Here is a 14,145-nt window from a genome sequence, read left to right as displayed (position 1 = left end):
TAAACTTCCCTATAAATTGAAGAAAATAATTAAAAGTATGGTAATATTTTTAAGTGACTGTCTGTAAAGATGCCATTTTTAATTAATTTGTCGAAAATTAAAAAATGGATTTAATAATTTTTGTTAAGAGATTTCCGGACGAAACGAGATGTATACAATAATTCAAGAATCTTTGTTGATGATTTTGTCAGGCATAATTTCCCCTTATTCTTCTTAACCCATCCTGCCAATTCAATAAGAATCCTTGTGAGGTTTACTGTCATTGAATCCTTTATTACCTAAAATCAAAGAATTTTATCTTATGAATTCTCATTTTTGATTTTTGAAATTGTTTTGTTATTATTTAAGCCCAACAGATAATCAATCTGAGTATTAGCCTGATTTAAAAAATCCGAATAGGAATCAGGTGTTCGCCGATTTAAATAAAGCAATAGTAATCCAATTACAGTATATTTAAGTTGATTTTTAATGTTTCCTACTTTCTCCTCTGGCATTAAATGATGACTGATACAATAATCCCATTCTGTATCGCAAACATCATCCAGGGAGGTGCTTATCACATTAATTGTTGTTTGTTTATTTCCAAAATCACCCACCCGGGCTAAATAAAACAAATCAAAAATGCCGGGATATTCAACAAAATAGCCTATGTATGCTAAAACTGTTGCTTTAACCTTATCTATCCCTTTAGGAGTTTTCTTTGTCTGTTTAGTAACAAATAATTTACATTCTTCTTGAAAATCATTAACGCATAGAAATATTAAATCGTTAACATCCTTAAAATAATTATATAAGGTTGCATAAGAATACCCCGCCTGGTCAGCTATATTTCTAACACTTATACATTTTAAACCTTCTCCTTTTAAAATGTCTTTTGTAGCTTGAATGAAATATTCTTTCATTCGCTTTTCTTGTATTTCCTTATTTTTCATCATTGAATTTATTAAATTAACGGTGTAAATATAATTAACGGCGTTAATATATTCAAATAATGTTTAAATATTTGCTTGCTGCTAACGGTATGTAACGACATTAATGTTGCTATTATTCTTTATATCAGGTTTATAAGTTTTGTTTGGTTATGAAAATTATTCATTTTACTCACATCTAAAAGTGAAGATTATTTTAATAGATTGTGCAGAATTTTTTCACAAAAAGCCGATTAAGTTCCCCAACCAGTGATTGAGACAAAATTTAAGCCAATAAAAAATGAGAACAAAACCTCAGGTTTACCTAAAGATTTAAACTATATAAGGATTTTACTGGGGCAGGGAATCGCCAAACAATCAGTTACGCGGCAATTTTCTTGGACCTTTGCTTTCAATATCTGCCAATTTGTATGTCGAAACAAAAAATGAAGAAATTAAAATAATGTTTGCATTATTGAATATATTAGTTTTATTTCGTTTAAACTAGAAATAAAATTAAAAAAACCGGAATGTCATTTATCGATGAAAAAGAAGCTCTGAAATCATTACAACAATCTGATGTAAAGGCCTTTGATTGGATTTTTGCCCGTTATCAGAAACAAGTTCTTAGTTTTTGTTATCATTATACAGGCTCAAAAGAAGAGGCTGAAGAGATCGGGCAAACCGTTTTTCTTGCCATCTGGGAAAACCGTTTTACCATCGATGAAGAAAGGTCATTTGCAACTTACCTGTTTTCGATAGCAAGGCATCATGTTTATAATGCTATAAAGAAGAAAATGTACCGTAAAGCTTTCCTTGAAAAAACGAAAGATCTTACATTGGAATATGACTTTGATACGGGAAACCAGATTTTTTTTCATGATTTAGAAGATCTTTTAGAGAAATTACTTACCCTAATTCCTCCCAAACGGCGAGAGATATTTCTGCTAAGCCGAAAAGAAGGGCTTTCCTATAAACAAATTGCTGAGACCTTACAGATTTCTGAAAACACGGTGGATACTCAAATCAGGAACGTCCTGAACTATATTCGCCCCATTCTGGAAAAATTTCTATAAAAATTTTGTTCCCTTCTTCACGGAACTTCTCCTTTTATTTTAATACACAATTAAGAAATGTTATATGGACGATAAATTAAAAATCAAGGAATTTTTAAACAAGCTCAAGCTGGGATATATTACTCCCAAGGAGTTGGAAGAGTTGTTTAGTCTTTTAAAAGATGCTGAATCTCAAAGGAAAGTAGAAGAGCTTATGTCGGAAGACTGGGGGAAACCGGCAGAATACCAAGGTACAAAGTCTTCCGAAGAACTCTTAGCCCAGTTGCATTCGAGAATGAAAGGTGAATTGAAACCGGCTGCTTCTGAGATCCAACCCCGCAGCATTTCGAACAGATTACTGGCCTTCATGCGATATGCCGCAATTTTTATTTTTGCCTTAGGAATCACATGGATTGGCAACCGATTGTTTTATAGTGAAAAAGTTGTGCCCCAAGCTGAAGCTAGTAATGAGATTACTGTTCCCTATGGTTCAAAATCTAGGGCGGTTTTGCCAGACGGGACCATCGTTAATCTGAACTCAGGCAGTAAAATTAAGTATGCCTCCAATTTTGAGACTAATCGTAATGTTTACTTGGAAGGAGAAGCTTTTTTTAAGGTTAAGAAAGACGCCAAGCATCCTTTTTCTGTTCAGACATCAAAATTAACTATTCGTGTTTTAGGGACAGTTTTTAATGTAAAATCCTATCCTGAAGAAAATACCATAGAAACAACCCTTGTCTCGGGATCTGTTCAGATTTTGGAGAAAGACAATCTAACTAAAGGAAATCTTAAGGAAATAGCCCTTCTAAAACCTAATCAGAAAGCAGTTTTTTATAAGAATGCGAAAGAGAACAAAGAGGAAGACCAATTTTCAGAGAATTCAGGCAAAGACATACAACCAAATTCTCTTTTGACCATTGAGGAAGGGATAAAAACGAATTTGTATACAGCCTGGAAGGATAATCAATTGGTATTTAACAATGAGAAATTTGAGGATATTATCCCTAAATTGGAACGATGGTATAATGTTGTGATTGATAATCAATATCGGGAGCTTAATGATAGCAGGCTCACGGGAAAGTTTGATGAGGAACCTATAGACCAAGCAATAAAAGCTTTACAAATTATCGCGCAATTTCATTATACTATAAATAAGAATAAAATAATCATTTACAGATAAATTAAATTGTTTACTAAAATATACAGCCTATGGAATAATACAGCGACGAACCAACACCAGTAAAAAAACGGGAAATGATTGCAGCATTCCCCGTTTTAAAAAGCAATTATTAATAATCAATTTACTTACTATTAACGGATCAAATTTATGAAAATTCATTCAAAATTCGAATGGGAAAGATATTTATTTTCCCAAACCAAACTACTATTAATTATGAGATTAACAACATTACTACTGATGCTTAATCTGCTATCAGTTAATGCATCAGTCTTTTCTCAGAATAAATATACATTGAAAGAAAAAAATGTATCCTTAAAGGATCTTCTATTTACTCTTGAATCCAAGAGTAAAGTCAGGTTTCTTTACCGGGATGAGGTAATAAAAAATCAAAACGTCACGGTAGATATAAAAAAAGCCAATCTGGAGGATGCCATGGACATGATCCTTCGGGGAACCGGAAATACATACCGTATTTTGGGTAATAATCTTGTAGTTATATTGCCAAAGGAAATTTTGCAGCAGCAAAAAATATCCGGTAAAATTACAGGTGCTGCTACAGGTGAAGTACTTGCCGGTGTAAGTATTTCAATTGAAGGTACTACTATTGGTACTATATCAGATACTAATGGAAATTTTACAATAGAGGTGCCAAATGCAAACAGTGTGCTATTAATCTCTTATATGGGGTACTTCAGCAAGAGAGTAAATGTTGAAGGTAGATCTAATCTTGATATTCAACTTACTCCGGATATTAAGAAACTGGATGAAGTTGTGGTGGTGGGTTATGGTACACAGCGTAAAAGGGATGTTACCGGGGCTGTAACTTCAGTTTCGGGAGAAACTTTGCAGCAAGTTCCTATTCAGACCAATGTCGTCGATCAGCTTCAGGGGAGAATCGCAGGACTCGATATCTCTTCAACAGGTAATGCTCCCGGGTCCACTGGACAGATCAGGTTACGTGGTGAGCGTTCTTTTGCCACTAACAGCAGTAGCGCCAATGCCACTAATGGCCCCTTGTTTGTTTTGGACGGAGTCCCCTTCATCAACGGAAGGCTTAACGATATCAATCCTAACGACATTCTCGGTATTGAGGTTTTGAAAGATGCTTCTGCAACGGCAATCTACGGTTCTCGCGCATCAGGCGGGGTAATCTTGATTAACACTAAACGCGGGAAAAATGGCCGTACAATAGTTAACTTCAGTACGACTTCAGGAGTATCGAAAGCCATCGGTCAGTATGATTTAATGGACGCAAAGCAATATGTTGCTTTTAAACAAGAAACTATGAACGGTAATTCCACAAGCCCTGGCAACACTTCGTATCCGATAACTGTTGCAGAGCAGGAAGGAATTGATAAGGGAACGGATACGTATTGGCCTGGATTGCTGTTGCGTACTGGTTTTGTTACCGATAATCAGTTACGCGTTTCAGGAGGAAACGAAAATACTCAGTTTTCAATTAGTGGTGGTTACCGGGATGAAAAAGGTATTGAATATGGTCAAAATTATAGCAGAGGTAGTTTGCTAATTAGCCTTGATCAAACAATTAATAAAGTTTTCAAAGTTGGGTTGACTTCAAATAACAATTTGGCCTATACAGAGAATGCAGGAGATTTTATTCAGGTGGTAGCCTCTCTTAGTCCGCTTTTGTCGCCATATAATGATGACGGCACCATTAATGTGAGGCCGGCGAAAGGAACATTAGGCGAATTGAATGCTTTAAATTCGTTAACCTTAAGAAATCCGAACATTCAAGCAACCACCCGCCGCATTGCTACCAACAATGTCGTTTATGCCGAAGCAAACATTATTGATGGTTTAAAATACCGGTTGAACGCGAGTTTGTCTTATAACCAAAGTCAGGAAAATGATTATTCTCCGGTTAATACGATGGTAAACACCAATACAAGCCAGGACCAGTCAACAGCATCTGTTTGGAACGGCGAAAATTACGTTTGGTCGATTGATAACATCCTTACTTATGACAAAATATTTGCAAAAAAACACCATATCACATTTACGGGTCTATTTAATCTTGAGAAAGATCATACCCAAGGAAGCGAATTAAATGCCACTGGTATTCCCGCCGATTATCTGCAAAGTTACAATTTGTACCTTGCAAATTCGACCAACCTTTCTAACTCAAGCTTTTCCTATGCCGAACGAGGTCTGATCTCCTATATGGCCCGCTTGTTTTATGGATTTAATGATAAGTATATGCTAACAGCCACCGTACGGCGCGATGGTTCATCAGTTTTAGGTTCCGGACATCAATATTTTACCTATCCTGCCTTTGCTTTTGGCTGGAATGTTGATCGCGAAAATTTTATGGAATCGGTTCCCTGGATGAGTTCCTTAAAGCTGAGGGTCGGCTACGGAGTTACAGCCGATCAGAATATCAGCCCTTATCAGATCCTTGGCAACCTGGGTGCGGTTGCCTACAATTTCGGGTCAAGCCTGCAGAACGGTTACCTTGTAACATCGGTGCCCAATCCAGACTTGAAGTTTGAGCATACGGACAATGTCAATCTGGGTGTCGATTTTGGTGTGTTGAATAATCGCATCACCGGGTCAGTTGATGTGTACAAACAGAAAACCATAGATATTCTGCAAGTGGAATCATTGCCCTTAAGTAACGGTGCCGCAACCACTACCGTAAATGCCGGCAATTCGAAAGGTAAGGGACTGGAAATCACACTGAATTCCCGTAATATTGATGGCAAATTTAAGTGGAGTACGGACTTCAATATATCCTTTCAACGTTCCGAGATTACTGCATTGCATGACGGACTTCAGCAGGATATTGTAAACGGATGGTTTGTCGGTCATCCTTTTAATGTAATTTACGACTATAAAAAAGTGGGCATCTGGCAAACAAGCGAGGCAACGCAAGCAGCTCAATACGGCGAAAAACCTGGCTGGATCAAGGTTGAGGATGTAAATGCCGACGGAAAGATAGATGCAAGCGACCGTCAGATACTAGGTTCTTTTCAACCGGATTACATTGCCGGATTAACAAACCGCTTTAGTTACAAGGGATTTGAGTTGACGGCAGTAGCATTTGCCAGAATGGGACAAAAGGTGTGTGTGAACTATATTGCTGACCAGGAAGGCTTCTTCAACATCGGACGCGTGAATCAGTATAACCTGAATTACTGGACGCTGACCAACCCTACAAATGATTTTCCGCGTCCTGATGCTAGTCGAAGCCCTTTATATGGTTCGACGTTACAATATCAGGACGGTTCCTTTATTAAAATGAGAAGTATTAGCCTGGGATACATCTTTCCGGAAAGTATTCTCAGAAAAGGACTGATCGAATCTTTAAAAGTGTCTGTGATTGTGAATAATCCGTTTATAATCTATGCACCTTTATTGCAAAAAGGCTTTGGTATTGATCCTGAAAGTAATCGTTATGGTGGTCAGTCTGGTGGTGCTTCTGGATTTTCCGGTGATGCACTTGGCAGGGCATTGACCATAGGGCTAAGTCTCCCTCAGGTCAGAATTTGGTCAATCGGCATTAATGCAAGTTTTTAATTTTTAAAATTAAGAAAAATGAACATCCATAATAAAATAACAGTTATATTATCTGTTGCATGCGTTTTCAGCCTGTTCAGCTGTAGTAAAATTTTAGAGCAGGAGCCTAAGGCGAGTATCACCCCTTCGTTTTTTACCTCCCAATCCGGAGTGCAAGGTGGAATTTCCGGAGTTTATAATAGTCTCCGATCGCTCTGGGGATCAGAAAACTATTTTTATATGCTGCAGGGAGGGACCGATGAGTTTCTATTAGGTGGCAGTCCATCTACCATAGGCGTTAGCATTCAAACCTACACAAACTTTGTGAACAATGCTTCTGTCTATAATACTTTCGCCTTATTATTTCAAAATGCATATCAGAGTATTAATACGTTAAACGGAGTATTGCAGTATGGGCAAACGGTCTTTACTGATTCTACTGTCCGCAATCAATATCTTGGACAAGCAAAATTCTTAAGAGCCCTGCTTTACTTCGAACTGATTAGGAATTTTGGAGATGTGCCTTTACATGACAAGTTTATCACAACACCCAGTTTAAGTGATAGCAGAGCTCCAATAGCAGATATTTACAATTTAATAATTAAGGATTTAACGGAGGCTTCAACCGAACTTCAGACTAAGGCGGGTGAAAAAATCAGTTCTATGGTCACTTCTCCTTTTGCTGGACATGCTGCCACCAAGGCTTCGGCTCTATTTCTGCTCTCAAAGGTTTATCTTACGCGGGCATGGTCAAACGCTGCACAACCTAATGATTTTCAAAATGCCCTTAATACGGCCCAAGGTTTAATCAACAGTGCTTCGATCTATGGAATTGGTTTATATCCCTGTTACGATGACGCCTATAAGGAAGCCAATGACGCCAACAATATTGAAGACCTGTTTGCAATCGAGCACAGTACCGACATAAAGTACGGGGGATATGTACCCAATAACAACAATACGCAATCTAACGGATGGGCTTTTTATTTGCGGCCCAATTACCCAACTATTGTTGCCAATTATCCAACAAATAGCGGTGCTTCATTGATGACCAGAGATTTGACGAATGGCCGTCCCTGGCAGCGTGTCCGACCTAATCCGGATTGGGTGGAAACGGTTCTTTTTGCCGACAAAACCAATGATTATCGCTACTGGACTACTTTTCAAACAGCCTGGATAGCCAATAACAAGGTAACTACTCCACGCGGCACTTTAAAAGTAGGGGTAGATACAGCATTATGGACTCCTCCATTCGATCCCGGACCTGCGGCAAGATCTGCCTTTAAAGGCGTCATTTTTCTGCGCCCCTCACTGGCAGCAGCAGCAACCGGGACAAATGCAAATCCCTGGGCATCTTCCATGTATCCATCCGTTAAAAAGTTTGATGATCCTATGCGCCCGGGTATTAATGATGCTTCTTTGAGGCCGCTTGTGCTGTTTCGCTTTTCAGAACTTTACCTGATCGCTGCAGAGGCTGCATTCAAGATGAGTGATTATAATACAGAAGCAACAATGCTTAACGTTTTAAGAACCCGAGCAGCAGCACGCCCGGCAAATGCACCGGCAGCACCTGCTGGTGCCGTAGCTGCCATGCAGGTAACCCCTGCCCAATTACAGGCAGCGGGTATTGATTTTATTTTAGATGAACGTTCACGGGAGCTCTATGGAGAGTCAGTCAGGTGGTATGATTTGGTGCGTACGCAATCGCTGGTTCGTCGCGTAAAATTGTTAAATCCGGAAGCGGGACCCAATATACAAGACTTTATGTCTTTGAGACCGATACCTCAGACACAGATTGATTTAGTAACCGTTGGCCCAAAATTTCCCCAGAATCCTGGTTATTAACGCTTAGCTAAAAATTATTCAAAAGGCAGCTGGCTGATTTCTCTTTAAGAATTAAGCCTGTTGCCTTTAGTTTAACTATTTGAGAATGGCCGGTATAATAATTGATATAGTACTATAATTGTAATTTTTTGGAATGAATAAAGTATTGAATAATGCAAAATAGGCTGTTATATGTGAATGAAACAGGGATCGTACCTGCAAGAACAGGACGATCCTTTGGCTTTTCTTATTTGATTGAAATTTTAATTTTAGTAAAGGAAAATTATAAGTCACTGCCAACAAACATCTAACATGCTGTATTATTTTATATTTTCGATATAATTTTAAATGAACTATTTTAAAACTATTTATTCTAAATATAATAATTGAATTAGACATGTTGCCAATAAAACATTGTATTCTAGAGGAATAAAAATATTGATAATGGAGAATAATTTCGATGGTCTTACGATTTTCGAGTCTCAATAACAATTCTCCAATGATAATGCTTGTATTGAATATCAGGCAGAAAAAATGGGTAAATGGTTACGTTTGCCCTAAATGTGATAAAACCAAATATTGTTGGAAGGAGAAGAAGTATAACCGCCAATGCACCAAGTGTCTTTACATCAGTTCCCCTACAAGTGGCACCCTTTTTCACAGGGTGTATTTTTCCTGTTGAAGACCTTATGTTTTTGTCATGTTCGCATCAATAAGAAAGATATGTCCTCAACAGAACTTAGCCGGGAATTAGGGTTACGCCAAATGACCTGCTGGTTATTTACACAAAAGGTTAAGGTTGCAATGTTCAGGATAAGGTCGGGGTAGAGGAAAGGGTTGTTGGGGACCAGGAAGAATATGTTGTTGTGCGAAATAGCGTAAAAAAGAAACTTGCAGTCTTTATAGTTGAACATAAATGGAAGAATATAAGCAGATTATATGGCAAAGTTATGAAACATTCCATTGCCTAAGGATACGGGTATGAAACAAGACATAGATAAAGCAGCAGAGTTTAAAACAGATGAATGGGCAGGCTATGCTCCTTTGAAAGATTATTTTAGCAATCTAAAATAAGTTTCCTCTGATAAGAAAGAAGAGAACTTTTCTGATTTATAGAGCTAAGGATTGGTACAAAGGAATGTATCACCATGATGATCATTTACTATCTTATATCTATGAGTATATATACTAGGTATAATCGAAACTTCATAAAAAAAGAACTATTTGACAATCTTCCAAATAGAATGCTGGCCACACAGCCATATACTTTTAAAATGAATATTATTTAAATGACTAATTCGACTTAATAAAATGAAATATTTATTTTTTTTATGTTTTTTATTCGCATCATTCATTGCGAACGCACAAAATAAAAGCTCCCTTTTGGAAAAAAGCTTTTTAAACCCGCCCGATAGCATTCGCACCGGAGTATATTGGTATTGGATGAGTGACAACATATCTAAAGAAGGTGTTGTGGCCGACTTGAAAGCCATGAAAAAAGCAGGCATAAATCTGGCTTTCATTGGCAACATTGGGCCAAGTACACATCATAATCAAAATTATCCGTACGGTAAAGTAAAATTTATGTCTGACGAATGGTGGGAGGTTATACACACTGCTTTAAAAACTGCCACCGAACTGAATATCGAAATCGGTATCTTCAATTCCCCAGGTTGGAGCCAGTCGGGAGGGCCATGGATAAAACCAGAACAGTCCATGCGTTATCTTGCCTCGAAGGAAATTCAGGTGTCGGGTGGACGAAAGATTTCTGTAAAATTGTTACCGCCGACCAATCATTTTCAGGACTTGAAAACCATTGCTTTTCCAACAGCGCGTAAAAATTTATTGGATGATTCATATCGCAATATAACAGTTTCGGATAGTCTTCCCATTGTCATTTCTTTTTCCAAAAACGAAACCGTGCGCGGTATTATGCTTTATCCTGATAAGTATCTGAATGCAAAATGTGCTTTTCAGGTAAAAGACGGAAATGGGTATCGCACCGTAAAAGAATTTTCTCTCGACAGGGATGTTACAATTGATATTCAGCGCGGCTACGACCAGCTCTCACCCATAGTGGAGTCACTTACTGAAACCACAGGCAAGGAGTTCCGTCTGATTTTCAAAAATGCAAAACCAAAAAGCATAATCTCATCGCTGGTGCTTACTTCTTCACCGCTTGTTAATCATTACCCGGAAAATATTTATGCAAAATTCCCCACAACCATACCTCCTTTTTTCCCTTCTGCAGGAGAAACAAATTATCCCTCTGTAAGTGAATCGGAAGGGGCTGTCAATCCTGAAAAAGTTTTGGATATTTCCCAATATCTTTCCGGGGACGGTACATTAAACTGGACTGTTCCCGCGGGCGAATGGACAATTATGAGGTTGGGAATGACCACCACAACAATTAAAAACACGCCCGCTTCGCCCGAGGCAACAGGATTGGAAGTTGATAAAATCAATAAAAAACATATCCAGGCACATTTTGAAAGTTTTCTGGGCGAAATTTACAGGCGTATTCCCGCTGAAGACCGCCGCTCGTGGAAATATACCGTGATGGATTCCTGGGAAAAAGCGTCCCAGAATATTACAGATGGAATGTTGGAAAAATTCCAACAGCGTTACGGTTACGATCCTACGCCTTACCTGCCCGCATATTATGGTTATGTTGTTGGAAACCATGAGCTAACCGAGCGTTTTTTATGGGATTTGCACCGCTTCATCGCCGATGCGATGGCTTATGAATACGTTGCCGGACTGCGCGAAATATCGCATCAATACAAGTTGAAAACCTGGCTGGAAAATTACGGTCATTACGGTTTTACCGGTGAATTTCTTCAATATGGCGGCCAGAGCGATGAAGTTGCAGGTGAGTTTTGGAATGACCAACATGTCTCGGAAAAACGCGCTGCCGCTTCCGCTGCCCATATTTACGGAAAATCAAGGGCATGGGCCGAATCTTTTACTGGAGGGAAGGGAGAAAGTCATTATCAACGCTATCCGGGTATGCTGAAAGGTTACGGCGATCTGGCCTTCGCTACCGGCATTAATTCAATGATATACCATGTTTATATACAGCAATACGACAACGATGAATACCCTGGCGTTGATGCATGGTTTAGTACGGAATTCAATCGAAAAAACACATGGTTCAGCCAGTTAGACCTGTTTGTGGATTATACAAAACGTGCCTCCTATATGCTGCAACAGGGATTGAACGTTGCCGATGTTGCCTATTACATTGGCGAAGACGTACCCATCATGACTGGCGAAATGAAACCTGCACTACCCAAAGGTTATTATTTCGATTTTATAAATAGCGAAGTGCTTATCAACAGCCTGGAAGTCAAAAACGGTCGCCTTGTTTTGCCGCACGGAGTTTCGTACAGCGTTTTGGTTCTACCAAATAATAAAACGATGCGCCCGGAAGTATTGCGGAAAATAGAAAAATTAGTTGCAGAGGGCGCAACAATTATCGGTCCGCTACCTGAGCGTTCGCCAAGTTTGCAAAATTACCCGCAAGCCGACCGTGATGTGCAGGCGTTGTCTGAGAAATTAAAGAATAAAATTCCGGCAAACAACAATTTGGAAGAAGTATTTGCTACTTTAAACATTCCACCCGATTTCGGGTTGGACAAAAGCGTTCCTGTTCTTTATCAGCACCGCGCGCTTGCCAACGGCACGGATATTTATTTTATCACAAATCAAAGCAATAAAGCGATAAAATTTAATGCCCGGTTTCGTGTTTCCGGCAAACAGCCCGAACTGTGGAATGCCGTAAGCGGAGCAACCCGAACTTTGCCGGAATTTGCCGACAACGGCAAAATAACAGCTGTTCCGTTGCAGTTGGAAGCATATGAAAGTGCATTTGTAGTGTTCCAAAAAACGGTTAAGCATTCAGCTTATAGATTAAAAGCAAACTTTCCAATACCTGTAGTAGTCGCTGAAATAACCAATTCATGGAAAATAAAATTTGAAAGCGATTCGATAAAAAGAGGCCCCGCCGGAACAGTTACATTCAATCAGTTGGAGGACTGGACAAAATCGGAAGATGCCAGAATAAAATATTATTCCGGCCAGGCAGTGTATGAAAATAGTATAACGTTAAATAAACTGCCTAAAGGTAATTTATATCTTGACTTAGGTTATGTGGGTATGATGGCAAAAATTAAAATAAACGGAAGGTATGTTGGCGGCGTTTGGACAGCTCCATACCGCGTTGATATTACAGGTGCCATCAAAAAAGGTGAAAATAAAATTGAGGTAGAGGTAGTAAATACATGGATCAACCGCATACTTGGGGACATGAGACTACCAGTGAATGAAAGAAAATTGACTCCGCATACAGCGCCTTGGACGGCAGATACACCTTTGGAAAAATCCGGTTTGCTGGGGCCAGTGAAAATAGTTTCAATTAATTAAGTGTGAAATGCCAAACGTCATGATCGATATCCTTGGTTTTAAAGATAAAAACCACAAAATGAGTCGTTTAAAATTCAGTGATAACATTCTTAATAGAGCCACCCTGGTGCCGGTTATCAAAGCGGAAGATGTGGAGTTCATTATTGTCAGGACAACAACAGGGGACAAGCCCACTTTTGAAATCAATAATAGTACCAATATCAGTAATTAGGAATAAAAACCTTAGAAGGCGGTTCTTATTAACATTTGGCAAGGGGGAGTAGCTGGCTTAACGACTGCCCCCCGGTTTTTAAACTTATTTCTGCGGAATATGCAATAAGTAGAGAAATGGATTATGGAATCGAATTTAAGTAGAGACCCTTAAGTATATCTTTGGCAAGTCTTTGTTTTAGTTGGGAGCTGACCGGCTCAGAACGAAACGTCCGGCATACTACTTGGCAAATCAGGGTTGCGGCTTGTGAAAAGAACTGACAAACATTCCAATAATAGGTATTGAGAATGGCTGCCCACGTATAAAATCGTGTAGGGTAATTATTGTCTCTTGCGCTCTTTGCCGTAAAATTAAAACTTTATAGATTATGAAATTGTTTTTTTTATCCTTTATCCTCAGCTGTATCTGTATGTTAACGGTAACAGCACAGGAGATGGGTTCAATAGTTACAGCCAGTAAATTGCAAGGCGGAATGCCGGTTGCAGATCGAGGGTCGGCGGCAACAATTGTTGTAGATACGCTCGATTACGAGGTGGTGAAAATTGCCGCTAACGATTTACGTAAAGACATATTAAACGTCACAAACGTTGTACCAAAAGTTGCTAACGTCATGGTTGATGAGCCACAGATTGTCATTGGCACCTTAGGCCGCAGCAAGTTTATTTACAAGTTGGTGAAATATTCACATTTAGACGTTTCGAGGTTGCAAAATCAATGGGAAAAGTTTTTGATACAGGTTATAGATTCGCCTAAAAATCCGGGAAAGAAAATTCTGGCAATTGTCGGAAGTGACCGACGCGGCACAGCTTATGGGGTATATGAGCTTTCCAGACAAATAGGGGTTTCACCCTGGTATTGGTGGGCCGATGTACCTGTAAAAAAAAGTAAAAGCATATTTGTTAAACCGGGATGCTATATTTTCGGCCCTCCATCCGTGAAATATCGTGGAATTTTTATTAACGACGAAGAACAGGGTTTCGGTCCGTGGGCACGGAAAGTCTATGATCCGGAAACAAAAACAATCGG

The 14,145-nt window shown here is 38.9% G+C and carries 8 protein-coding genes; 7 read left to right on the top strand and 1 reads right to left on the bottom strand.

The features are described 5' to 3' along the window. Positions 1-299: 299 nt before the first annotated feature. The gene (locus Q8907_05280; GenBank protein ID MDP4273676.1) at positions 300-935 is read right to left on the bottom strand and encodes a TetR/AcrR family transcriptional regulator; all 636 of its coding nucleotides are present in this window, start codon (positions 933-935) and stop codon (positions 300-302) included. 503 nt (positions 936-1,438) lie between these two features. On the opposite strand from Q8907_05280, the gene Q8907_05275 reads away from it, so the two are divergent. From Q8907_05275 to Q8907_05245, 7 genes are all read left to right on the top strand, one after another. Next, the gene (locus tag Q8907_05275; protein ID MDP4273675.1) at positions 1,439-1,984 is read left to right on the top strand and encodes an RNA polymerase sigma-70 factor; all 546 of its coding nucleotides are present in this window, start codon (positions 1,439-1,441) and stop codon (positions 1,982-1,984) included. A gap of 64 nt (positions 1,985-2,048) precedes the next feature. Then, entirely contained in the window at positions 2,049-3,143 is a 1,095-nt protein-coding gene (locus tag Q8907_05270; GenBank protein ID MDP4273674.1) for a FecR family protein, read from the top strand. A gap of 291 nt (positions 3,144-3,434) precedes the next feature. After that, positions 3,435-6,680 carry a SusC/RagA family TonB-linked outer membrane protein gene (locus tag Q8907_05265; GenBank protein MDP4273673.1) on the top strand — a complete coding sequence of 1,082 codons (3,246 nt, stop codon included), beginning with the start codon at positions 3,435-3,437 and terminating at the stop codon, positions 6,678-6,680. An 18-nt stretch (positions 6,681-6,698) separates the two neighbouring features. Continuing rightward, on the top strand, positions 6,699-8,504 hold the full coding sequence (locus Q8907_05260; GenBank protein MDP4273672.1) for a RagB/SusD family nutrient uptake outer membrane protein: 1,806 nt from the start codon (positions 6,699-6,701) through the stop codon (positions 8,502-8,504). 1,362 nt (positions 8,505-9,866) lie between these two features. Continuing rightward, on the top strand, positions 9,867-12,908 hold the full coding sequence (locus tag Q8907_05255) for a glycosyl hydrolase (protein ID MDP4273671.1): 3,042 nt from the start codon (positions 9,867-9,869) through the stop codon (positions 12,906-12,908). A gap of 58 nt (positions 12,909-12,966) precedes the next feature. Further along, positions 12,967-13,119: a hypothetical protein gene (locus Q8907_05250; protein ID MDP4273670.1), complete on the top strand. Its 153-nt coding sequence runs from the start codon at positions 12,967-12,969 to the stop codon at positions 13,117-13,119. A 367-nt stretch (positions 13,120-13,486) separates the two neighbouring features. Beyond that, on the top strand, positions 13,487-14,145 hold a 659-nt coding region (locus Q8907_05245; protein ID MDP4273669.1), incomplete at its 3' end, for a glycosyl hydrolase 115 family protein.

This window comes from Bacteroidota bacterium, from assembly GCA_030706565.1.
Taxonomy (GTDB): Bacteria; Bacteroidota; Bacteroidia; order Bacteroidales; family JAUZOH01; genus JAUZOH01.
Note: the sequence above shows the minus strand (reverse complement) of the source record. Positions and strands in the feature narration are given on the sequence as shown.

Coding starts and splice junctions, on each gene's coding strand:
- Q8907_05280 (MDP4273676.1), bottom strand. CDS start 935: ATGATGAAAAATAAGGAAATACAAGAAAAGCGAATGAAAGAATATTTC.
- Q8907_05275 (MDP4273675.1), top strand. CDS start 1,439: ATGTCATTTATCGATGAAAAAGAAGCTCTGAAATCATTACAACAATCT.
- Q8907_05270 (MDP4273674.1), top strand. CDS start 2,049: ATGGACGATAAATTAAAAATCAAGGAATTTTTAAACAAGCTCAAGCTG.
- Q8907_05260 (MDP4273672.1), top strand. CDS start 6,699: ATGAACATCCATAATAAAATAACAGTTATATTATCTGTTGCATGCGTT.
- Q8907_05250 (MDP4273670.1), top strand. CDS start 12,967: ATGAGTCGTTTAAAATTCAGTGATAACATTCTTAATAGAGCCACCCTG.